Consider the following 22,061-nt stretch of genomic DNA (forward strand, 5'->3'; position numbering starts at 1 on the left):
TCAGAGCCCCGGCTCGTTCCGTTCGCGTGCCTCGTACGCCGTGAAGACCTCCCGCGCCTCGGCGCGCAACGCACCTGCCCCCGCCCGGTCCCCGGCGGCTTCCCGCGCCGCGGCGAGATCGCGCAGGGTACGGGCGCGGGGCAGCGGGAGCTCCAGGTCGTTCCAGAGGGCGGCGGCCGCGGTCAGGTGCTGCTCGGCGGTGTCGAGGCGGCCCGCGGCCAGCTCGCACTCGCCTAAGGTGCGCAGGCCGAGCGCCTCGCCGAAGCGGTCGCGCTGGCCGCGGCAGACGTCGAGGACGCTGCGGATATCGGCCGCCGCTTCGGCCGAACGGCCCAGCCTGATACGGGACTTGGCACGCGCCTGCATCGCGTAGGCGAGCATGAGCGGGTCCCCCAGGGTGCTCAGGAGGTCCACCGCACGGCCGGAGAGTTCCTCCGCCGCCGCGTACTCGCCGAGCGCGCGGTGCACCAGGCCGATCGAGCGCAGCGTGAGGGACTCGCCGCGGCGGCTGCCGAGCCTGCGGTAGGCCCGCAGCGATTCGTCGAGGAAGGCGCGGGAGGCCTCGAAGTCGCCGAGTTCGAGCTGGACGGATCCGGCGTACCTGCAGGAGAGGCCGATGCCCGGGTCGTCGCCCAGCTGACGGAATCCCTCGACGGCGCGGACGAGCGTCTCCTGCGCGTCGCGCAGCCGCCCCGCTTCCCGCCGGGCGCTGCCGAGCCCGGCGAAGGCGGCGGCCCGGCCGCGTACGTCGCCGAGTTCGGCACAGAGTCCGGCCGCCTGCGTGAAGTAGCGCTGGGAGTCGGTGAACCGGTCCTGTTCGTAGCGGAGTTGACCCAGGCCGATGAGCAGCAGCGCCTCTCCCGCTCTGTCCTCGGCGCGGCGGGCCGCGGCCAGCGCCGCGTCGTGGGTGCGCCACCAGGCTTCGAAGCGGTTGCCGACGGTGTAGGCGGAGGAGCACAGGGCGGCCGCCGCCTCGCAGGAGAGGGTGTGCAGGTCGAGGGATGCGGCGCGTTCGACGGCGGCGGCTATCGCGTCGGCCTCGGCCTCGAACCAGGCGGCCGGGTCGGCGAGGGCCCGCTGGGTGGCTTCAGGGCCGACGGGTCTGACGAGCCGGCGCAGGGCGATCGCGGCGGGTCCGCCCGAGCCGCTGGAGTCGAGGAGCCCGCGGTGCAGTTCGACGGCGCCGGACGGTGTCGCGGACGCGGCGCGGCCGGTGAGCCAGAGCCAGGCGCCCAGTGCGCGGCCGACGGCGGCGGCCCGTTCGGCGGGCGGGTCCTCGGCGTCGGCGCGTTCGGCGGCGTACACCCGCACCAGGTCGTGGGGGCGGTAGCGGGGCTGACCCGCGCGGTCGACGCCGGTGCAGTGCAGGAGCTGGGCGTCGATGAGCTGTTCCACGACGCGGTCCGCCTCGGCCTCCGGCACGTCGAGCAGCGCGGTCACCACCCACGCGGCCACGTCGGGCGCGGCGAGCAGGCCGAGGCGGCGCAGGGCGGTGCGGGCGGGGGCGTCGAGGGCCCGGTAGCTCATGCCGAGTCCGGCCCGTACTTCGAGGTCACCGACGGCGAGTTCGTCCAGGCGGTGGTGTTCGTCGGCGAGCCGGTCGGCGAGCATGCGTGCCGTCCAGTGCCGGCGGGTGGCGAGGCGGGCACCGGCGATCCGGATGGCGAGCGGGAGACCGCCGCACAGCTCGACGATGCGCCGGGCGGCGTCCGGCTCCTCCCTGACACGCCGCTCCCCGGCGACGCGGCCGAGGAGGTCGGCCCCGGGCTCCGTGTCGAGTACGTCGAGATCGGCGCGGTGGGTGCAGGGCAGGGCGCCCAGGCGCGCCCGCCCGGTGATGAGCACCCCGCAGGTGGCGCTCCCCGGAAGCAGCGGGCGCACCTGGGACTCGCTGCCCGCGTCGTCGAGCACGAGCAGGACGCGGCGCCCCGCGACCAGACTGCGGAAGAGATCACGGCGCTCGGCGTCCCCGTCGGGCGGAACGGCTCCCAGGGCGTAGAGCAGACGCCCGAGCACTTCGCCGGGTGCCACGGGGTCGGTGGCGCCCCGCAATTCGGCGTACAGCTGGCCGTCCGGGTACGCCTCGGCGACCTGGTGCGCCACCCTGACGCCCAGGGTGGACTTGCCGACGCCACCGGGCCCGGAAAGCACGACGACCGGCATGGCCTCGTGGGGTCCCGACAACGCGGCCCGTATCTCGGCGAGCTGGGTGTCACGGCCGGTGAAGTCGCCGATGTCGGGCGGCAGGAGGGCCGCCACCGGGACGGTGAAGGCATCTCTGGAGGCGGCGAGGTCGGGGCTGTCCCCCGCGACCGGCAGCAGCGCTTCGTCCGCCCTCAGGATCGCCTCGTACATCCGTCTGAGGTCGGGGCCGGGATCGATTCCGAGCTCGTCGGCGAGTACGTCGCGGCCTTCCACGTACACCGCGAGTGCGTCGGCCTGACGTCCCAACCGATAGAGGGAGAGCATCAGTTGGCCACGCAGTCGCTCCCGTGTGGGGTGCGTGGCGACCAGCGCGGTGAGTTCGGCGACCAGTTCCCGCTCGCGGCCCGTCTGTGTCAGCTCCGCGGCGATCCGCTCCTCCAAAGCCGCTTGCCGCTCCTCGTCCAGCTGGTCGGCCATGGCCCGCAGCGTTTCACCGATCCCGCCGAGTGCGGGGCCGCGCCACAGGGCGAGGGCATCCCCCAACAGCCGTGCGGCCACGGCGTGATCGCCGTCGGCCGCGGACTGCCTGCCCTGTGCGGCAAGGCGGTCGAACTCGGCGCGGTCGACGAGGTCGGCGTCCGCGTGGACCAGATAGCCCGGCGGCCGCGTCTCGATGGCATCGGCGGACAGCGCGCGGCGCAGCGCGGAGACGTACGACTGGATCAGGGAGCGCGCCGTGTCCGGCGGCCGGTCGCCCCAGATGGCGTCGATCAGCGCGTCGACGGACACCACGCGGCCCGGCTCCAGGAGGAGCGCGGCGAGCAGCGCCCGGGGCTTGGGCCCGCCAAGGGCGAGCCGACGGCCCGCACGCCACGCTTCGACCGGGCCCAGCAAACGGTAGTCGGTGTCCGTGTTCACGCCCGTCTCCATGGGTCCTTGCCCCGCGCAGCCCCCACCGCCCTCGGTCCCCCGATCGGCTGGTCATACTACGTCTGCCCACTATCAACTCACGTGTACACCAAGGGAATCAGGCCATCCGCCATCCGCCGTCCGGGCACCGAGCGGCTGCAGCCGGGGCTGCTCACCCTGCGGGTCGGAGCACGTGACCCAGGGCACTCCGGACGACCGCTCGTCGGCCGGCTCACGTCCGAGCACGGCCTGGGCACGGACACCTGGGCGCCCTGGCCGCGCACACCCTGGCCGAAACCCGTGCCACCTGAGCCACCGCTAGCGGATCGGCGCGGCGCTCCCTCCGCGGCTGCGGCGCCGGGCGAGCCGGTGGAAGGCCTTCGGCGCACGCCGCGGCGCGGGCAGGGCGCCGGAGACCGCGTCGGCGAGGAGCGTGGTGATCGTCTCGGCGGCGCAGGTGCGGTTGGCGCCGATGCCGCCGCTCGGCCCACGCTTGATCCAGCCCACGACGTAGGCCCCCGGCTGTCCGGTCACCCTGCCGCCCTCGTGCGGCACGGTGCCGGTGGTCTCGTCGAAGGGCAGGCCCTCGACCGGCACTCCGCGGTAGCCGATGGCGCGCAGTACCATGTCTGTCCGTATCGTCCGCTCCCCCGACGCCTCCACGACGCGCATGCCCTGGACGGCTTCCTCGCCGAGCATCTCCATCGGAGCGGAGTGGAATCGGAGCACGAAGCGACGGCCCGGAGCGGGGGCCTGAGCCCAGTCGACGCGGGCGCGCGTGACGCCTCGCAGGAGAGCTGCCCTGCCCTTCGGGTCGGACTTGGGGTCGGACTTCGGACCGGACGCGTCGATGGCCGGACCGGTCCGGGGATCGTGATCGTCGACGACCAGGTCCAGGCCCGGAATCTGCTTCAGGGCGAGCAGTTCGGACCTGGTGTACGCGGCGTCCTCGGGGCCTCGCCGTCCGAGCAGGACCACTTCGCGCACCTTGCAGGACTTCAGCGCCGCCAGCGCGTGGTCGGCGATGTCGGTGCGGGCGAGGCTGTCGGGGTCGGCGAGCAGGATCCGGGCGACGTCGAGAGCGACGTTGCCGTTGCCGACGACGACCACGCGCTCGGCGGAAAGGTCGATCGCGCCCGGCGCGGCGTCCGGGTGGCCGTTGTACCAGGCGACGAAGGCCCTCGCGGAGATGCTGCCGGGCAGCTCCTCGCCCGGCACCGCCAGCGTGCGGTCGGCCGACGCGCCCACGGCGTAGATGACCGCGTCATGGTGTGCGGCAAGCTCCTGCGCGGTGACGTCGGCGCCCACGTCGAGCCCCAGATGCATCCGCACCCTGGGATGCGTGTGGAACCGCGCGAAGGTGTCGCCGACCTTCCTGGTGGCGGGATGGTCCGGTGCCACGCCGAAGCGTACGAGTCCGCCGGTCACCGGCAGCCGGTCGATCAGCGTCACTTCGGCGCTGGTGTGCAGGAGCAGATCCTGGACCGCGTACATCCCGGCAGGTCCTGTGCCGACGACGGCGACCTTCAGCGGCGCGAAGTCCGATGGCAGGACGCGCGGGAAGGACGGCTCGTCCCAGGCGTGGAAGTTCGGCCCGTCCGGGGCCGGTTCGGGTTCCTGGTCCGCGAAGTACGCCGCGTTGATCGTCGCGTACTCCCGCTGCGCGACGGGCAGGCTGTCCACCGGAAAGATCGCCTCGACCGGGCAGGCGTCGGCGCAGGCGCCGCAGCCTATGCAGGTCGCGGGGTCGATGTGCAGCATCTCGGTGCTGCCGAACGCCCGCTCCTGCGGCGTCGGGTGGATGCAGTTGACCGGGCACACGGCGACGCACGTGGCGTCGTTGCAGCAGGTCTGGGTGATGGCGTAGGAGGTCATGTCGTCGGCTCGACTCGCTCGGCTCGGAACGGCTCAGATGAGGTGGGCGCGCTTGTAGAAGGCCAGGGCCGGCTTGGTGAGCAGGCGCGATGAGGCCAGGAACTCCATGAGGCCCGAACAGCTGGATCGCATCATGGACTTGTGGTGCTCGTTGTCCTTCGCCTCGGCGAGGGCGCGCTTCTCGTCGAGCCCGGCGTTCGCGTAGACCTTGGGGTTCACCATGCTGGTGACGATGTAGTACGAGGCGATCGCGACGACGAACGCGTTGATCCGGCGGCGCAGCGGACCCGCCCCGGAGAGCCGCTTGGTCGTCTGGTCGCGGGCGAACTTCATGTGCCGCGACTCCTCGACGACATGGATGTTGTTGATCGTGCGGACGAACGGCACGACGCGCTCGTCGCGCATCCAGTCGCGCTGCATGACGTCGAGCACCTCTTCGGCCACGAGGATCGCGGCGTACGCGGCCTCTCCGAAGGCCACCGTCTTGAACGCCCGGCCGAGTTCCATCGCGAACCGCTTGGGCCGGTAGGCGGGCGCGCCCAGCTTCTGGGCGCCGCGGGCGAACATGATCGAGTGCCGGCACTCCTCGGCTATCTCCGTGAGCGCCCACTGCACTTCGTCGCTGGCCGGGTTCTTCATGTACACGTCGCGGAGCACCATCTGCTGGAGGATCATCTCGAACCAGATGCCCGTGCTGGCCACCGAGGCGGCCTCCTGCCGCGTCAGCTCCTTGCGCTGCGCGTCGGTGAGCTCCTGCCAGTACGCCGTGCCGTACAGGGAGCACCACTCCGGGCTCGCCCCGTGGAAGTCCCGGTCGAGGGGAGTGTCCCAGTCCACCTCGGTGGCCGGGTCGTAGGCCAGCTCGGCGGCCGAATCGAGCAACCGCCGGGCCACGTCGTCCTCTTGGGGATGATCCGCGGGGTGGCCCTGCGATGTCGGCCGAACAGTGCTGCTTGCCATGCTGCGGCTCCTTGACTCTGATGCGTACGTTCTCGTGTTCGCTCAGGCAACGGACCGGGGCGCCGTCCCACAACGCGCCGCGGCCCGCTTGTTAGACAGACCGTATAACAAGGAAAGCGGCGAGCCTACCCCCGAGTAAGAACTGAATCCGCGCACCCATCTGCAACTTCTTGCACGCGTAGCCGCTTAGTTGAAAATTCTTGCAGAAAGTATTGACGCGTACATGCGTGAACGGCAGGCTCCGAATCGGAATCCCCCCACGGCAGCCTCCCCCACGAGCAACTGCCCTTCTCAGGGCACACCTGTGCCCGCTCCCGAAGGAGCCGCACGATGCAGCACCGTTCCCGCCTCCTCGGCGCGACGTCGGCCGGGGTCCTGGCCGCGGCCGGCCTCGCGACGTTCGCACCCTCGCAGTCACAGGCGACACCGCCCGGCGACAAGACCGTCACCGCCACCATGTTCGAGCGGCAGTTCGCGGACGTGGGCAAGGCCTGCAGCGAGCAACTCGGCCCGGCGGGCTACGGATACGTCCAGGTGTCACCCGCCTCCGAACACATCCAGGGCGACCAGTGGTGGACCTCGTACCAGCCCGTCAGTTACAAGATCGCGGGCCGCCTCGGCGACCGCGCCGCCTTCAAGAGCATGGTCGACGCCTGTCACCAGGCGGGCGTCAAGGTCATCGCGGACGCCGTCGTCAACCACATGGCGGCCGGAGCCGGAACAGGTACCGGTGGCACGAAGTACGGCAAGTACGACTACCCCGGCTACTTCCAGGACGCGGACTTCCACACCTGCCGCACGAGCATCAACGACTACACCAACCGCGACAACGTCCAGAACTGCGAACTGGTGGGCCTCGCGGACCTCGACACCGGCAGCGACGCCGTGCGCGGCACCATCGCCGCCTACCTCGACGACCTGCGGTCCCTCGGCGTGGACGGCTTCCGCATCGATGCCGCCAAGCACATGGCGGCCGACGACGTCGCCGCCATCAAGGGCAAGATGAGCGACCCCGGATTCTGGGTCTCGGAAGTCATCCACGGAGGCGGGGAGGCAGTCCAGCCCGACGAGTACACCGGCGTCGGGGACGTCGACGAGTTCCGCTACGGCGGGCACCTCAAGAGCGCCTTCCAGGGCGGCGACATCGCGCAGTTGAAGTCGGTCGCGGACGGCAAGCTGGGCAGCGGTTCGGCCCGTACGTTCGTCGACAACTGGGACACCGAACGCAATGGCTCGACGCTCACCTACAAGGACGGCGCGGCCTACTCCCTGGCCAACGTCTTCATGCTGGCGTCCCCCTACGGCTCACCGAACGTGTACTCCGGCTACGAGTGGTCCGAGAAGGACGCGGGCCCGCCGAGCGGCGCGGACGGCTGGACGAACACGCACACCCAGCAGGCGATCACCGGCCTGGTCGGGTTCCGCAACGAGGTGGGCGCCGCCGAGCTGACCGACTGGTGGGACAACGGCGGCAGCGCCCTCGCCTTCGGCCGCGGCGACAAGGGGTTCGTCGCCCTCAACAACGGCGACGGCGAGCTGACCCAGACGTTCACGACGTCACTGCCCGGCGGCACGTACTGCAATGTCGCCAAGGCATCCCCGGACAGCTGTGACGGCAACACGGTCACCGTCGGCGACGACGGGAAGATCGAGACGACCCTTCCCGCACGCGGTGCCCTGGCACTGCACACCGGGGCAGAGGCGGGCTGACTCGGCTTACGCCAGCCGGAACACCGGGTGACGTGGCGACTCCGCGGCGAACTCCTCGTCCGTCGAGTCGCCCGTCACGTCGAAGTACGCGCGGGTGACGGGCACTTCCCGCCAGTACTGACGAAGGACGGGGACGCTCTCTTCGGGACCGAGCTCGATCACGCGCACGGTCTCGGACTTGCCTCCCCTGCTGAGGTCGATCTGCCCGGCCGCACGGGCGTTGCGCACCCAGTTGCTCACCCCGTAGGCGCCGACGACCCAGCGCTCGCCCCCGGCTGACATCACGTCGACCGGGGTGGAGAACAGACGGCCCGACTTCCTGCCGCGCACGGTCAGGATGTACCGGTAGCTCTTGCCGATCCCGAACCGGGTCATCGTCCGGAACACACCGTTGATGAGGCGCGTGCCGAAACCGATGCGATACGTCTTCGCCATCAGCCTTCTTCCTGTCGAGCGACCGGCGATCACTGTTGCCGCACGGCCAGCAACCGGGCGGCGCCCAGGCGTGCTTGGCGCGCCGGTTCGGGTGAACCTGATATCGCGGCCGTGGTCATGGCCCCCTCCGCGAGCAGGACCAACGCGCCGACAGTCTGCCCCGATTCGCCCGCGGCGGCCACAAGTCCGGCCATGTAGTCATGGAAGGCGCTCTTGTGCGCGCGGACGGTGTCGGCCACCGCCGGGTCGACGGCCCCGAGTTCACCGAACGAGTTGATGAAGGCGCAGCCCCGGAAGTCCGGCTCACAGAACCACTCGTACAGCCAGTCGTAGACGGCGAGGACGCGCTCCACCCCGTCCGGCCGGCTCTCCGCGTACTCGGCGAGCCGGGTCCGCCAGCGGAGGTCGCGGCGCTCGAGACAGGCCAGGACCAGTTCCGATTTCGACGGGTAGAGCTGGTACAGCCGCTTGAGCGAGACGCCCGATGCCGCACGCACCTGGTCCATGCCCACGGCCTGGATGCCGCGCTCGTAGAAGAGCTCCTCGGCGGCGTCAAGGAGCCTGACTTCCGCTGCGGGGCGATCCACGAGAGCTCCGGTCGAGAGGCGGGACAGGGTTAGAGAACGGGCGTTCTCTAACCCTACTACCGGGCGGGGTGAGCCCGCATCCTTGCGCGAGAACGCACGTTCTCCTATCGTGAGCACCCCGGCGGAGAACGGTCGTTCTCACGGTCGTGACTCCGTATCGCCGCCGCGTTCAGGAGTGAGCCATGTCCGCACGACCCCCCGTTCCGCCCTTCACCCGCGAGACCGCGGCCGAGAAGGTCCGCCTGGCCGAGGACGGCTGGAACACCCGCGATCCCGAGAAGGTGGCACTCGCCTACAGCAAGGACTCCCGCTGGCGAAACCGCGCGGAGTTCGTGACAGGACGCGACGCCATCGCCGCTTTCCTGTCCCGCAAGTGGGACCGCGAACTCGACTACCGCCTCATCAAGGAACTGTGGGCGTACGACGGCAACCGCATCGCGGTGCGCTTCGCCTACGAATGGCACGACGACTCCGGCCACTGGTACCGCTCGTACGGAAACGAGAACTGGGAGTTCGACGACGACGGCCTGATGCGCGTCCGGCACGCCTGCATCAACGACCTCCCCATCCAGGAGTCCGACCGCAAGTACCACTGGCCGCTCGGCCGCCGCCCGGACGACCACCCCGGCCTCAGCGACCTCGGCCTGTGACCGCGAGCCGGCGAGAGCGGCGCCTCAGGAACAGCGGCAGCAGCACGCACTGTCCGGCGACCGCGAGCCAGAACAGTCCGGCGCTGTCGGCGCGTTCGGCCAGCTGGTAGCCCTCGCCTCCGGCGACTCCGCTGGCAAAGGCGCCGATTCCGGCCGCGAGCCGCTGGCGGCCGAACACGACGGCGGGTGCGCGGGGCGACCGGGCCAAGGCTTCGAGGTCGTTCTTGAGGAAGAGGACGATCTCACCGAGGCAGACGAGCAGGGATCCGCCCAGGATCGCGGCGTGGTTCCCGACGGCGAGCGTGGCCATGCCTGCGGCCATCGCGCCGAAGCCGAGCCACAGGGCGCGGACGTAGGGCAGGCGCGCGATCCAGTCCGAGAGGAGGGGCTGCGCGACGACGAGCAGAAGGGCGTAGAGCGCGAGGACCAGGCCGTAGTACGTCGTCGAGGTGCGCGGCACCGCGTACAGCGCGAGGTAGTGCTGGAAGAACATGAAGACGTACAGGCTCAGCACGGTGGTCGCGAAGGGCAGTACGGCAAGACCGGCGAACGCCCTTTCGCGGCGGCGCGGTGCCGCTTGTTCTTGTCCGGCCCCGATGGCCTGTCCGTGGCCCGGGCTCTCCCTCGGCAGGAGCGCATGGCCCACGGTGATCCCCGCGAACAGCGCGGTGACCGCGGTGAAGAGTCCGGCCGATGCGCTGAGGACGAAGGGGGCCGCCGCCAGCGGTCCCAGGGCGATGCCCGCGTTCAGCGCGGAGCTGCTCGCGGACAACAGCAGGGGTCGCTGCTCCTCATCGGCCGCGTCCATCCCGTGTGTCTCGTGTATCAAGTAGGCCTTGTTCGCGGGTAGATAGAGCGCGGCGCCGGCGGAGACCAGGAAGAGCGCGAAGACGGCGGCAGCCGGGTGACTCAGACCTGGCAGGAAGCAGGCGAACCCCGCCGTGCGGATCACCAGAGCGAGCAGCATCGTGCGCCGCAGCCCGATGCGCTCGGCGATCGCGCCGCCCACCACGCCGCCCGAGAACTGCACCAGCGAGGCGACGGCGAGCACGACGCCGACCGCGCCAAGGCCCATGCCGAGCCGTTCGTGGAGCAGCACCGACATGAAGGGCAGGACGGCGAAGCTGCCGAGCGGGATCAGGAACGATCCGGCGAGCAGGAAGCGTTGCGGCCCGGTGAGCCGCGCGAGGCCGGATCGCAGGCGCCCGCGCGGCTTCCCGGGCAGCGTCACTTCGGGGCGTGGGCGGCAACGAGCGGCCGTATGCTTCCGGCCGCACTCAGCGCGCGGTGCAGGGCGAGTTCCGCCGTCGCGCCCTCGGCCAGGACGATGCCGGTGCAGCCTCGCTGATCGCTCATGTGCTCCAGACGGTCACCGGGGGCCGCGGTTGGGTACCACTCGGGCGAGCCGGGGAAGGCGGCGAGGCCGTCCACGCCGGTCCATCCCGTGAGGGTGCCGGGGCGGTCGGGGTAGACGAGGACGAATCCCGTGGCGGAGCCCGTGGCAGCGGGTGCGTCGAGCAGGACGGGGCGCACTCCCAGCGCCACGGCGACCATCGCGTCGTACACGTTGGTGCGCAGGGCGCGGCACAGTGCCTCGCCGACGAGTGCGCCGCCGATGCGGCGGTTGATCTCGACGAGTTCCGGCCCTTCGGCGGTGAGGACGAACTCGACGTGCGCGAAGCCCGCGTCGTGACCCGCCGTCTTCAGGACGCGCCCCACCCAGTCCTGGATCAGGGCGAATTCCGCCTCCGGCAGTCCGACGGGGAAGGCGGCGGCCTCCTCGCGGACGGACGGCTCGTGAGACATCTGACGGCTGAGGACACCCAGGAGTTTCGTCTCACCCGCCCAGCTGAGCGTCTCCGCACTGTAGACGGGCCCGGCGAAGAAGGGCTCCGCGAACAGCCGCCCGGAGAGGGGGCGTTGGGCGGCTTCGCGGAGAGCTGCGTGCAGCTGCCGCTCGTCGCGGATCAGCCAGACGTTGCGCGAGGAGGTGCCCGCGGAGTCCTTGAGGACCACCGGCAGACCGATCTGCTGGAGCACCTCGTCGGCCGCCGCGGGGCCGGCCGGAATCGTGAGGGCGGGGCCGCGGCTCAGGTTCTGTTCGTGGAGGAGGTTGCGCACCCGGGACTTGTCCCGCAGGAGCCGGACAGCGGCCGGGTCGGGTCCCGGCAGTCCGAGTTCGGCGGCGAGATCCGCGCCCGGCACGCTCCAGGTGTCGGTCGAGTTGATGAGCCCCTTCAGGCCGGGCACGGCGGCCAGGGCCTCGGCGGACACGGCCGCGTCGCGGGTGTCGACGTCGACGATGTCGAGCGCCCCCGGTTCCAGGCGGTCCAGTTCATGCCGGTAGACGGCTCGGTTGCCGGTGAGCAGGCAGACCCGGTGTCCGGCGGCACCGGCCGCCTCCACCAGGCGCCCGAGGCCGAAGGTGAGTGCTTCCAGGGCGGCGATGGTCACGATGCCTTCCCCTCCTTCTCGTGCTTCTTCGTGCGTACGTCGTAACTGCGGCGGTTCCACTCCATCGCCGACCACGGCAGGGCGAGGTCGGCGAGGTCCGTGATCTGGTGCGGCTTGAGGGTGCGCGGGTCGAGCGCCTCCTGGTGACGGGAGAAGACCCGTTCGGTGTAGCGGTGTCCCGTGTCGGCGCCGATCACCAGGTGCGTGCGGTCCGGGTTGCGGGCCGCCTCCCAGGCCGTGACGAGGTGGGCCGCTCCGGTGGATAGACCTGCGAACACCGCGTGGGCGCGCAACAGATCCACGGCTCCCGCCATGGCGTGCCGGAAGTCGACCCAGTGAAGGGTGTCGTAGAGGTCGTGGCGGACATTGTCGAAGGGGATCGAGCTGCCGATCCCGGCGATGATCGCCTCGGGGTCGCTGAAGTCCTCGCTGCCGAACGTGACGCTGCCGAAGGGCTGCAGCCCCAACAACCGCACATCACGGCCGCGTTGGCGCAGCGGCTGGACAAGGCCGCCGGTGGAGGCGCCGGTGCCGACGGCGCCGACCACGGTGAGCGGGGCGTCGGGCAACGCGGCCTCCACCAGGTCCGCGAACTCCTCGTAGCCGGTGTAGTGGACGTTGTCGTGGTACTGCCGCATCCAGTGCACGTCGGTCCGCTCCACCAGCAGTTGCCGCACGCGCCGAACCCGCCGCTCCTGGTCCAGGCGCAGGCTGTCGGAGGACGGCATCTGGTCCACCGTGGCGCCGAGGATCTCCAGCTGGGCGCGCATCGCCGCGTCGACGGTCGTGGAGGCGACGATGTGGCACCCGAGGCCGTAGCGGTGGCAGGCCATGGCGAGGGCAAGGGCGTAGATGCCGCTGGAGCTGTCGACGAGGGTCTGGCCGGGCCGTACGGTGCCGCGTTCGAGGAGGGTGCGGACCGCGCCGAGCGCCGCATACACCTTCATCGTCTCGAAGCGCGCGAGCACGACGTTGTCGGTGAGCCGCAGCAGGTCGGGGGCTTTCATCGCGTCGGTGATGTGTCCGTGGACGGTGGCCGCGGGGGCTGTTTCCGTACGCAGGGGGGTCACCGTCCGACCGACCGGAGGTAGCCGCCCAGGCGCTCCGCGCCCTTGACGTTGCGCGGGCCGCTGACGGCGTCGCCGTAGGACATGACGAAGAAGCGGCTCTCCTTCACGGCCGGGACCGACTTCAGGCTGGAGAGCGACTTGAGGTAGGCGATCTTCTCCTTCGCCGGCTGGTCGGCGTAGTCGATGATGACGATGACCTCAGGCTTGGCTTTGATCACGGGCTCCCAGCCCACCGTCGTCCATCCCTTGTCCAGGCCGTCGAAGACGTTGGTGCCGCCTGCGGCCCTGATGATGTCGTTCGGCGCCGCGTGGCGTCCGGCCGTGAAGGGCTGGTCGGTTCCCGAGTCGTAGACGAAGACCTTGGCCGGGTCGCCCTTCTCGGGCCAGGTCTTCTTCAGGGCGGTGACGCGCCCCTTGAGGTCGGAGACGACCTTCCCGGCCCGCTTCTCCACGCCGAAGATCCGGCCCAGGTTGTCCAGGTCCGTGTAGAGCGCCTCCAGGGGCGTGACGTCGACGCTCTTGTCGCCGTAGTCCCAGCACGTCTCGGTGTGCAGATAGCTGGCGGATCCGACCTTCTTCAGGAGGGCGGGCGTGATGCCGCGCTCCTCACTGAAGCCGGAGTTCCATCCGGCGAAGACGAAGTCGGCCTTGGCGTCGACCACGATCTCCCGGGTGATGCGTTCGGTGCCGAGGCGCTCCACGTCGGCGTAGTCGTCGCGCCAGGGCGAGCCCTTGATGGAGGGGTCGCCGAGCTTGTTCATGACGTAGCCGCGCATCCGGTCGGCGAGGCCGAGGGAGAACATCTTCTCGGCGCCGCTGACGTCGTAGGCCACCGGACGCTCGGGACGTGTGTACGTGACGTCCTTGCCGCAGTTGGAGACGGTGACCGTCTTCGCCTTGTTCTTGGCCGTCGGCTCGACCTCGGCGCCGCAGCCGGTGGTCAGGAGCCCGGTCGTCAGGAGCACGGCGGCTGCCAGGGCGCGGGGCTGCGGTGGTCGGATCATGAGTGCGGTCCTTCTGCCAGGGCGTCGGCGGGTGCCGGGGTGCCGGTGGGGGCGAGGTCGTAGACGAGTTGGGGCGTCCCGGTGCGCGGGTGGTGCACGACGGTGGCGTCGACGCCGAACACCTTGCGGATCAGCTCGGGGTTCAGGACTTCCTCCGGGGTCCCCGTCGTGACCAGGGAGCCGGAGCTGAGGACGGCGATGCTGTCGCAGGCGGCGGCCGCCAGATTGAGGTCGTGCAGGGCCGTGAGCACGGTGAGGCCGGAGCCGCGCAAGAAGGAGAGGAGCTCCACCTGGTGGCGGATGTCCAGGTGGTTGGTCGGCTCGTCGAGTACCAGGACGCGGGGTTCCTGGACGAGGGCCCGCGCCACGAGCACGCGCTGCCGCTCGCCGCCGGAGAGGGTGAGCACGCTGCGATCCGCGAGATGGGTGACGTCGAGGCGGTCCATCGCCTCTCCGCACAGGTCGCGTTCGCGTGCGGTGAGGGGCTGGTTGCCGCGTGCGTGCGGGGCGCGCCCGAGGGCCACGACCTCCTCGACGGTGAAGTCGAGTTCGGTGTGGCTCTCCTGGGTGAGCGCGGCGATCGACCGGGCGCTGTCGCGCAGCTTGAGCGACGTCAGGTCGGAGCCGTCCAGGAGCACGGCGCCCGATGTCGGTCTCAGCGCCCGGTAGACGCAGCGCAGGGCGGTGGACTTGCCGCTGCCGTTCGGGCCGACGAGCCCGACGATCCGCCCCGCCTCCACCTCGATGTTCAGCCGGTCCACCAGAGCACGCCCGGCCGCCTCGACCGAGAGATCCCGCAGTACGAGGGTCATCTACCGCCCTCCGAACAGATAGCCGCGGCGGCGCATCAGCACGATGAACACCGGTACGCCGATGAGTGCGGTGATGACCCCGAGCGGCAGTTCCTCGGGGGCGAACGCGGTACGGGCGACGAGATCGACCCAGACCATGAAGCAGGCCCCGGCGAGCGGTGCGACGGCAAGGACCCGGCGGTGCGTCGAGCCGACGACGATGCGCACGACATGCGGCAGGACGAGTCCGACGAAGCCGATCGCGCCGCTGACCGCGACGATCAGGCCGGTGACCGCCGCCGTGAGGAGGAACAGCCCGCGCCGCAGCGACTCCGCGTCCACGCCCAGGCTCGCCGCGGTCTCGTCCCCCAGCGACAGCACGTCCAGGGACCGGCTCTGGCGCAACAGCACCACGACCGTCACCAGGACGGCACCGGCCGCCAGCGGCAGCGACTCCCAGGACGCCGAGCCGAGACTGCCGAGCAGCCAGAACAGCACCGTGCGCGCGGCCTGGCCGTTCGGGGAGAGGAAGACGAGCACGCTCATCAGCGCCTGGAACCCGTACGCGAGCGCGACGCCGGTGAGCACGAGACGCAACGGCGTCAGGCCGAGCGGCCCGCGCGCGGCCAGATACACGAGGACGGTGGCACCGAGCGCCCCGAGGAACGCGGCGGCGGACAGGGCGTAGACACCGAGCCCGGCGAAGACCCCGAACACCACGACCGCGGTGGCCCCGACCGAGGCGCCGGATGAGATGCCGAGGACGAACGGGTCGGCGAGGGCGTTGCGCACCAGCGCCTGGATGGCGACGCCCACGACCGCGAGCCCCGCCCCGACCACGGCGGCCAGCAGCACTCGTGGGGTGCGCACGTGCCAGACGATGGAGTATCCGCTCACCTCGTCCGCGCCGATGCTGCCTCCGGTGAGGGCGGCGGTCAGGAAGCGCACGACGTCACCGAGCGGAACGACGGTCGGCCCCAGGGCGATCCCGGCGAGGACGGAGACGACCAGCGTCACGGAGAGGACCGCCAACGTGGTCACGAGCCGTCCGCGACCTGCCTTTCCCGCCGTCGGCTCGTGGCGGGCTGCCTCCGGGGAGGCGGTCCGGGTTGTGGCCTCGGTCATGAAGTCCCTTCGCCCATCGAGCAGTTCGGAACGGTGCGACCGCACCTGCGCGGTGCGGCACGGTCCAGTAGTCGGCCGGCACCGCCGCGGAGTTCCCGGAGATTCACGAACTGTCCCGGTCACCGGCCCGGCTTGGTCCCTCGCACGATCAGGCGCCGGGAGCGGTGGTCGTAGGGCTCGCCCTCGAAACCGCCGAAGCACTCCACGTCGGTGAATCCGGCGTCCTCGAAGAGCGCGCGCAACTCGGCCGCGCTGTAGAGGAAGGAGGAGATCGAGGCTTCGCGCACGACCCCGTCGCGCACGAGCGTCCAGTCGGTCCGCAGTCGCGTCCAGCTGTCCAGGACGGTGTCGCGCTGCACCACGTAGGCGCCGTCGAGTTCGACGATCTGGGGACGGCCGATCCAGCCCGCGAGCACCTCTTTGCCCATGACGTCGATCAGCAGCTGTCCGCCGGGCGTCAGTGAGTCATGGGCGTTGCGCAGCACCTGGAAGTTGTCCCGCGGGTCGTCGAAGTACCCGAAGGAGGTGAAGACGTTGAGCACCACGTCGTACGCGTCAGGCTCGACGTGGATGAGCATGTCCGCCCGGATCAGGCGGACGTCGAGCCCGGCGTCCTCGCACCCGGCCCTGGCACGCTTCAGGAGCTCCGCGCTGAGGTCCACGCCCGTGACCGTGTAGCCGCGGCGCACGAGCGGCTCCAGGTACAGACCGGGCCCGCAGCACAGGTCGAGAACGCGGCTGCCCGCCGGGAACCCGAGCAGCGGGGAGTGCGCGACGATGTCAGCCGTCTCCGCACGCCGCCGCTCGGAGAACATCGCCTCGGAGAAGTCGGACCAGAATCCGTCGTCCTCGTACCAGTGCATGCTGCCGCGGCCTCGATCCAGTGGGCGTTCCGGCCCGCACACACTCGGCTACATGGGCCGCGTGCGCACGGGACTTGCGCACCAGTGGTCGGTTGCGGATCGCTGCTGGTTCCCGGGCGGGGCGGGCTCGTGGTTCAGACAGGGGCGTTCAGGTGTGTACCGATATGTAGGGCGCGGCCGGGAAGCGGAGGCGCCGGGGGTAGCCGTCGGGGACGCCGCTCGCAATAGTGGTGGCGACGGCCTCCGCCACGAACTGCCGCCCTCCGACCGCCCCACGCGATCGTCAGGAAGACGATCGGCGGCAGCGAGTGCGCAGGTCAGGAAGGCCTGAGCCGCCGGAGCCTGCTCGGCTCGACGGCTGACCAGAGCCACCTGCAGCGTCGTCCTCGGCTCGATGTCGAGGACCAGCGCGCCGGCGCGCTCGGCCATCGTGCGCCAGGACTCGGTGACCACCGCGAGCCCCACGCCCGCGAGCACCAGCGGCAGGATCGCCACCCGGTGCTCGGTCTCCGCCGCGATCGCGAAGTCGATCCCCTGCTCGTGAAGGCCGTCGACGTACGCGCGCATCCCGGTGCCCCGCTGCCCGACGATCAGCCGCTGCCCGGCCAGTTCCTCGCACGCGACCGGCCGACCGGCCGGGAACGGCCCGTCGGGAGGGGTGACAAGGACGAAACGCTGCTCCCCGGCGGCATGCGAGATCACCTCTTTGTCGGTGAGCGGACCCGACGTCGCGAGGAGCCCCAGCTCCGCGGCACCGGTACGCACCATGTCGACGACGTCGCGCGAGGTGAAGGCGGCCCGGATGTTCACCGACACCCCGGGATACCGGCCGCTGAACGCACTGATCATCGTGGTCAGCGGCTCCACCGCCTGGGACGGCATGGCGGCGATGTCAAGGCGCCCCGCACGGAGTTCGTGGACCGCGGCGACGCTGGCGCGGGCCGTCTCCAGGCTGCGTACGGCCGCCCGAGCAGGTTCGATCAACGCCGTACCGGCCTCGGTCAGCAGAGCCCGGCGGCCGATCCGGTGGAACAGGCTGCTTCCGAGATCCCGCTCCAGCGCCTGCACCGCCTGGGACAGCGAAGGCTGGGAGAGGTAGAGGGCCGACGCCGCCCGGTTGAAACCCCCGTGATCCACGATCGCGAGGAAGTACTCCAGCTGACGAACATCCATGCGCACATCTTCACGTCTGCGTGGCCGCTGGGACTCCGCGTGACCGCTGGGACGCCGGTCACGATGACCGGCGTCGGCCGGGGTTAGGCGCCGCTCGCGTTGAGCATGTCCTCGCGCTCGACGATCTTCACGCGCTCGCGCTCCGCCGTCTTGCCGAGGGCCTTCTCCGCGGCGTCGAGGCGGTACCAGCCCTCCCACGTGGTGAAGCGGACGTTCTGCTCGGCGAGGTAGGCGTTCACGGCCTCCGGCTCGGGCGCGGTGGGCGTGTGCAGACGGGCGTTCGCGTGGTCGTCGAGGAGGCTGGCGACCGTCTCGTTGGCGTCGCCCTTGGTGTGACCGATCAGGCCCACGGGTCCACGGCGGATCCAGCCGGTGACGTACGTCGACTGCAGGTGCTCGCCGGTCTCCTCGATGACCCGTCCGCCCTTGTCCGGCACCGTGCCCGACGCGACGTCCCAGGGCAGCTTGGGCAGCTCGTCGGAGAGGTAGCCCACGGCGCGGTAGACGGCGCCGAGGTCCCAGTCCTTGAACTCGCCGGTGCCCTTGACGTTGCCGGTGCCGTCGAGGGCGGTGCGCTCGGTGCGCAGGCCGACGACCTGGCCGTCCTCGCCGAGGATCTCGGTCGGCGACTCGAAGAAGTGCAGGAACAGCTTGTGCTGACGGTCACCGACATCGCGGATGGCCCAGTTCTCAAGCGTCTTGGCGACCATGTCGGCCTGCTTGTTGCCGCGCCGGGTCGCGATCGAGCCGTCGTCGTAGTCGATGTCCTCGGGGTCGACGATGACCTCGATGTTCGGGGAGTGGTCGAGCTCCCGCAGCTCCAGCGGGCTGAACTTGGCCTGCGCGGGGCCGCGGCGCCCGAAGACGTGGACCTCAAGGGCCTTGTTGGCCTTGAGCCCCTCGTGGACGTTGGCCGGTATCTCCGTCGGCAGGAGCTCCTCCGCCGTCTTGGCCAGGATGCGCGCCACGTCGAGCGCCACGTTGCCGACGCCGAGGACGGCGACCTTCTCCGCATCCAGCGGCCAGGTGCGCGGCACGTCCGGGTGCCCGTCGTACCAGGAGACGAAGTCCGCCGCGCCGTACGAACCGTCGAGGTCGATGCCGGGGATGTCGAGGGCCCGGTCGGCCGTCGCGCCGGTGGAGAAGATCACCGCGTCGTAGAAGGAGCGCAGGTCGTCGAGGTCGATGTCCCGGGGGTAGTCGACGTTGCCGAAGAAGCGGATCTGCGGCTTGTCGAGGACCTGGTGCAGGGCCGTGACGATGCCCTTGATCCGGGGGTGGTCGGGGGCGACGCCGTAACGGATGAGACCGAACGGCGCGGGCATCCGCTCGAAGAGGTCGATCGACACACCGGGCTCGACCGCCACTGCGGATTTCAGCAGCGCGTCGGCGGCGTAGATGCCGGCCGGACCGGCTCCGACAACAGCTACCCGCAGAGGGCGAGACATGATCAGGTTTCCCTTCGAGCGAAGACATGGGGCTCGTGGGGAAGCCTAAACTAAGGCAATCCTAAGTTAGTACCCGGCCTTGACCTATGACCTCATAAGTCCAGCTTATGGGATCACGTAGGCAGGGTTTGAGTCGCGTCAGACATCGCCGTGATCCCCGTCGCGTGGAGATGCGGGCGGGGCGCGAGGGAACTCGGACAGGTGGCACCGCGTTGTCAACTCACCGAGCTCGTCACCGAGTTGAGGCAGAGCTCACCCAGCGTCACCGAGTCCGTCGACTCCCCTTCCGCCGCTCTTCACGGAGGCCCGGAACCATGACCCGTAGTAACGGAAATCACTCCCAGCCGTCCCGGCGCACCCTCCTCGGTGGCGCCGCCGTCGCAGCCGTCGCGGTGGCGACCGGCACCGGCGCGGCCAACGCCGCCACCGCCTCGCAGGGTGCCACCTGGCCGACCGAGTTTCCGCTCCCCGACGGTTTCCTCCCCGAGGGAATCGCCATCGGGGACAAGCCGTACGCCTACATGGGCTCGCGCGCCAACGGCGCCGTCTACCGCACCGACCTGCGCACCGGCCGGGGCGAGATCTTCCACGAGGGCGCCACCGGACTGGTGGCGGTCGGCCTGAAGGTCGACGACGACGGTCTGCTGTACATCGCAGGGAACACCGGAGTCGCGCGGGTCCTCGACACCCGCACCGGCAAGCTCGTGACCGAGTACCGACTGACGGAAGCCACCGGCCACTTCATCAACGACGTCTTTCTGCTCGGCGACCGCGCCTGGTTCACCGACTCGCGCGACAGCACGCTGTACAGCGTGCCGCGCGGCCGCAACGGCCGCAGAGGCAAGGTGCGCGCGCTGCCGCTCGGCGGGGACTGGGTCCAGACGCCCGGCGTGAACAACGCCAACGGAATCGTGGACACCCCCGACGGCCGGGGGCTCATCGTGGTGAGCAGCTCACCGGGCAAGCTCTACCGCGTGCATCGCGGGACCGGACACGCCACCGAGGTCAGGCTGGTCGGCGCGGACGACGTGGCCAACGGCGACGGCCTCTTCCGCATCGGCCGCACCCTGTACGTCGTACAGAACCGGCTGAACCTCATCAGCGTGTTCCACCTGGACGCCGATGCGGGCACTGCGACCCTGCGCCGCACGATCACCGACCCCCGCTTCGACATCCCCACCACCGCGGCCCGCTGGGGCGATCGTCTCTACCTCGTCAACGCCCGATTCAGCAGCCCGCAGGAGCCCGGGACGACGTTCAACGCCGTCGCCGTTCGTCTTTGATTCCTCCCTGACGCGGGCCTGGCGGCACCGATTGAAAGATCAAAGTGGCACCGGGTTAGCATATGAGCGCCGCCTAGCTCGAAAGATAAACCTGTGACTGTCAATGACGACTCGTTCACCAACTGGAAGAACCGCGAGGAGATCGCGGAGTCGATGATCCCCATCATCGGGAAGCTGCACCGGGAGCGGGACGTCACCGTCCTGCTCCACAGCCGCTCCTTGGTGAACAAGTCGGTGGTCAGCCTCCTCAAGACCCACCGATTCGCCCGCCAGATAGCCGGCGCGGAGCTCTCCGTCACCGAGACGCTGCCGTTCCTGCAGGCCCTCACGACGCTCGATCTCGGCCCTTCGCAGATCGACATCGGCATGCTCGCCGCGACGTACAAGTCCGACGACCGCGGTCTGTCGGTGGCGGAGTTCACCGCCGAGGCCGTCTCCGGTGCCACCGGCGACAACAAGATCGAGTGCCGCGAGGGACGCGACGTCGTCCTCTACGGCTTCGGCCGCATCGGCCGCCTCGTCGCCCGCCTGCTCATCGAGAAGGCGGGCTCCGGCAACGGCCTTCGCCTGCGCGCCGTCGTCGTCCGTCAGGGCGGCGAGCAGGACATCGTGAAGCGCGCCTCGCTCCTTCGCCGTGACTCCATCCACGGCCAGTTCCAGGGCACGATCACCGTCGACGAGGCGAACAGCACGATCATCGCCAACGGCAACGTGATCAAGGTGATCTACGCCAACGACCCCTCCGAGGTCGACTACACGGCGTACGGCATCAAGGACGCCATCCTCATCGACAATACCGGCAAGTGGCGCGACCGCGAGGGGCTCTCCAAGCACCTGCGCCCCGGTGTCGACAAGGTCGTCCTGACCGCGCCGGGCAAGGGCGACGTCCCGAACATCGTGCACGGCGTCAACCACGACATGATCAAGCCGGACGAGCAGATCCTGTCCTGCGCCTCCTGCACCACCAACGCGATCGTGCCGCCGCTCAAGGCGATGGCCGACGAGTACGGCGTTGTACGCGGGCACGTGGAGACCGTCCACTCGTTCACCAACGACCAGAACCTCCTGGACAACTTCCACAAGGCCGACCGCCGCGGCCGCTCGGCGCCGCTCAACATGGTCATCACCGAGACCGGTGCCGCCTCCGCCGTCGCCAAGGCGCTGCCCGACCTCGATGCGACCATCACCGGCAGCTCGATCCGCGTCCCGGTGCCGGACGTCTCGATCGCGATCCTCAGCCTGCGGCTCGGCCGCGAGACCAACCGCGAGGAAGTCCTCGACCACCTCCGCGACGTGTCGCTGACCTCGCCGCTCAAGCGGCAGATCGACTTCACCACCGCCCCCGACGCGGTGTCGAGCGACTTCATCGGCTCGCGCCACGCCTCGATCATCGACGCGGGTCCCACCAGGGTCGACGGCGACAACGCGATCCTCTACCTCTGGTACGACAACGAGTTCGGCTACTCGTGCCAGGTCATCCGCGTCGTCCAGCACGTCTCCGGGGTGGAGTACCCGACGTACCCGGTGCCGGTGGTCTGACCTCGGCAAGGAGGGCGGGGGCGGTCCGATGCCGATCGGC

The 22,061-nt window shown here is 70.4% G+C and carries 17 protein-coding genes and 1 pseudogene; 4 read left to right on the plus strand and 14 right to left on the minus strand.

All coding sequences use genetic code 11. The annotated features are described in order from the left end of the window. From ACFQ7F_RS03310 to ACFQ7F_RS03320, 3 genes are all read right to left on the minus strand, one after another. Entirely contained in the window at positions 1 to 3,063 is a 3,063-nt protein-coding gene (locus ACFQ7F_RS03310; RefSeq protein WP_383265286.1) for a BTAD domain-containing putative transcriptional regulator, read from the minus strand. A gap of 309 nt (positions 3,064 to 3,372) precedes the next feature. Then, entirely contained in the window at positions 3,373 to 4,929 is a 1,557-nt protein-coding gene (locus tag ACFQ7F_RS03315; protein WP_383265288.1) for an FAD-dependent oxidoreductase, read from the minus strand. A gap of 33 nt (positions 4,930 to 4,962) precedes the next feature. Continuing rightward, positions 4,963 to 5,889 carry a diiron oxygenase gene (locus tag ACFQ7F_RS03320; protein WP_383265290.1) on the minus strand — a complete coding sequence of 309 codons (927 nt, stop codon included), beginning with the start codon at positions 5,887 to 5,889 and terminating at the stop codon, positions 4,963 to 4,965. Between the two features lie 330 nt (positions 5,890 to 6,219). On the opposite strand from ACFQ7F_RS03320, the gene ACFQ7F_RS03325 reads away from it, so the two are divergent. Next, positions 6,220 to 7,599, plus strand: coding sequence for an alpha-amylase family protein (locus ACFQ7F_RS03325; protein ID WP_383265293.1), 1,380 nt, complete (start codon positions 6,220 to 6,222; stop codon positions 7,597 to 7,599). Between the two features lie 6 nt (positions 7,600 to 7,605). Here ACFQ7F_RS03325 and ACFQ7F_RS03330 read toward each other — a convergent pair whose 3' ends face one another. After that, positions 7,606 to 8,034 carry a nitroreductase/quinone reductase family protein gene (locus tag ACFQ7F_RS03330; protein ID WP_383265296.1) on the minus strand — a complete coding sequence of 143 codons (429 nt, stop codon included), beginning with the start codon at positions 8,032 to 8,034 and terminating at the stop codon, positions 7,606 to 7,608. A gap of 29 nt (positions 8,035 to 8,063) precedes the next feature. Then, positions 8,064 to 8,621, minus strand: coding sequence for a TetR/AcrR family transcriptional regulator (locus ACFQ7F_RS03335; RefSeq protein WP_383265299.1), 558 nt, complete (start codon positions 8,619 to 8,621; stop codon positions 8,064 to 8,066). Positions 8,622 to 8,803: 182 nt separating this feature from the next. On the opposite strand from ACFQ7F_RS03335, the gene ACFQ7F_RS03340 reads away from it, so the two are divergent. Further along, positions 8,804 to 9,271, plus strand: a complete 468-nt coding sequence (locus ACFQ7F_RS03340) for a DUF1348 family protein (RefSeq protein ID WP_383265301.1) — start codon at positions 8,804 to 8,806, stop codon at positions 9,269 to 9,271. Here ACFQ7F_RS03340 and ACFQ7F_RS03345 read toward each other — a convergent pair. The 9 genes and pseudogenes from ACFQ7F_RS03345 to ACFQ7F_RS03385 form a co-directional block, all read right to left on the minus strand. Next, positions 9,252 to 10,496, minus strand: a complete 1,245-nt coding sequence (locus ACFQ7F_RS03345) for an MFS transporter (protein ID WP_383265349.1) — start codon at positions 10,494 to 10,496, stop codon at positions 9,252 to 9,254. The genes ACFQ7F_RS03340 and ACFQ7F_RS03345 overlap by 20 nt on opposite strands. 2 nt (positions 10,497 to 10,498) lie before the next feature. Further along, a complete protein-coding gene (locus tag ACFQ7F_RS03350) occupies positions 10,499 to 11,725 on the minus strand; it encodes an ATP-grasp domain-containing protein (RefSeq protein WP_383265304.1) in 1,227 nt (408 codons plus the stop codon). Then, on the minus strand, positions 11,722 to 12,732 hold the full coding sequence (locus tag ACFQ7F_RS03355; protein ID WP_383265352.1) for a pyridoxal-phosphate dependent enzyme: 1,011 nt from the start codon (positions 12,730 to 12,732) through the stop codon (positions 11,722 to 11,724). Before ACFQ7F_RS03355 ends, ACFQ7F_RS03350 begins: the two co-directional genes overlap by 4 nt. 59 nt (positions 12,733 to 12,791) lie before the next feature. Then, complete coding sequence (locus ACFQ7F_RS03360; protein ID WP_383265306.1) at positions 12,792 to 13,799, minus strand: ABC transporter substrate-binding protein; 1,008 nt, start codon at positions 13,797 to 13,799, stop codon at positions 12,792 to 12,794. Beyond that, positions 13,796 to 14,611: an ABC transporter ATP-binding protein gene (locus ACFQ7F_RS03365; RefSeq protein WP_383265309.1), complete on the minus strand. Its 816-nt coding sequence runs from the start codon at positions 14,609 to 14,611 to the stop codon at positions 13,796 to 13,798. Before ACFQ7F_RS03365 ends, ACFQ7F_RS03360 begins: the two co-directional genes overlap by 4 nt. After that, the gene (locus ACFQ7F_RS03370; RefSeq protein WP_383265312.1) at positions 14,612 to 15,715 is read right to left on the minus strand and encodes a FecCD family ABC transporter permease; all 1,104 of its coding nucleotides are present in this window, start codon (positions 15,713 to 15,715) and stop codon (positions 14,612 to 14,614) included. 119 nt (positions 15,716 to 15,834) lie between these two features. Then, complete coding sequence (locus ACFQ7F_RS03375; RefSeq protein WP_383265315.1) at positions 15,835 to 16,578, minus strand: class I SAM-dependent methyltransferase; 744 nt, start codon at positions 16,576 to 16,578, stop codon at positions 15,835 to 15,837. A gap of 300 nt (positions 16,579 to 16,878) precedes the next feature. Beyond that, positions 16,879 to 17,751: pseudogene (locus ACFQ7F_RS03380) on the minus strand (LysR family transcriptional regulator); the annotation flags it as partial. Positions 17,752 to 17,834: 83 nt separating this feature from the next. Next, positions 17,835 to 19,199, minus strand: coding sequence for an FAD-dependent oxidoreductase (locus tag ACFQ7F_RS03385; RefSeq protein ID WP_383265318.1), 1,365 nt, complete (start codon positions 19,197 to 19,199; stop codon positions 17,835 to 17,837). 314 nt (positions 19,200 to 19,513) lie between these two features. On the opposite strand from ACFQ7F_RS03385, the gene ACFQ7F_RS03390 reads away from it, so the two are divergent. Then, entirely contained in the window at positions 19,514 to 20,482 is a 969-nt protein-coding gene (locus ACFQ7F_RS03390; protein ID WP_383265321.1) for an SMP-30/gluconolactonase/LRE family protein, read from the plus strand. Positions 20,483 to 20,575: 93 nt separating this feature from the next. Further along, positions 20,576 to 22,021, plus strand: a complete 1,446-nt coding sequence (locus tag ACFQ7F_RS03395; protein ID WP_383265323.1) for a glyceraldehyde-3-phosphate dehydrogenase — start codon at positions 20,576 to 20,578, stop codon at positions 22,019 to 22,021. Positions 22,022 to 22,061 lie beyond the last annotated feature (40 nt).

This window comes from Streptomyces sp. NPDC056486, assembly GCF_042795295.1.
Lineage (GTDB): Bacteria > Actinomycetota > Actinomycetes > Streptomycetales > Streptomycetaceae > Streptomyces.

Bases quoted from the DNA above. Each gene is read 5' to 3' on its own strand.
- ACFQ7F_RS03315 (WP_383265288.1), bottom strand. From the start codon at position 4,929: ATGACCTCCTACGCCATCACCCAGACCTGCTGCAACGACGCCACGTGC.
- ACFQ7F_RS03320 (WP_383265290.1), bottom strand. From the start codon at position 5,889: ATGGCAAGCAGCACTGTTCGGCCGACATCGCAGGGCCACCCCGCGGAT.
- ACFQ7F_RS03325 (WP_383265293.1), top strand. From the start codon at position 6,220: ATGCAGCACCGTTCCCGCCTCCTCGGCGCGACGTCGGCCGGGGTCCTG.
- ACFQ7F_RS03330 (WP_383265296.1), bottom strand. From the start codon at position 8,034: ATGGCGAAGACGTATCGCATCGGTTTCGGCACGCGCCTCATCAACGGT.
- ACFQ7F_RS03340 (WP_383265301.1), top strand. From the start codon at position 8,804: ATGTCCGCACGACCCCCCGTTCCGCCCTTCACCCGCGAGACCGCGGCC.
- ACFQ7F_RS03355 (WP_383265352.1), bottom strand. From the start codon at position 12,732: ATGAAAGCCCCCGACCTGCTGCGGCTCACCGACAACGTCGTGCTCGCG.
- ACFQ7F_RS03360 (WP_383265306.1), bottom strand. From the start codon at position 13,799: ATGATCCGACCACCGCAGCCCCGCGCCCTGGCAGCCGCCGTGCTCCTG.
- ACFQ7F_RS03365 (WP_383265309.1), bottom strand. From the start codon at position 14,611: ATGACCCTCGTACTGCGGGATCTCTCGGTCGAGGCGGCCGGGCGTGCT.
- ACFQ7F_RS03370 (WP_383265312.1), bottom strand. From the start codon at position 15,715: ATGACCGAGGCCACAACCCGGACCGCCTCCCCGGAGGCAGCCCGCCAC.
- ACFQ7F_RS03375 (WP_383265315.1), bottom strand. From the start codon at position 16,578: ATGCACTGGTACGAGGACGACGGATTCTGGTCCGACTTCTCCGAGGCG.
- ACFQ7F_RS03385 (WP_383265318.1), bottom strand. From the start codon at position 19,199: ATGTCTCGCCCTCTGCGGGTAGCTGTTGTCGGAGCCGGTCCGGCCGGC.
- ACFQ7F_RS03390 (WP_383265321.1), top strand. From the start codon at position 19,514: ATGACCCGTAGTAACGGAAATCACTCCCAGCCGTCCCGGCGCACCCTC.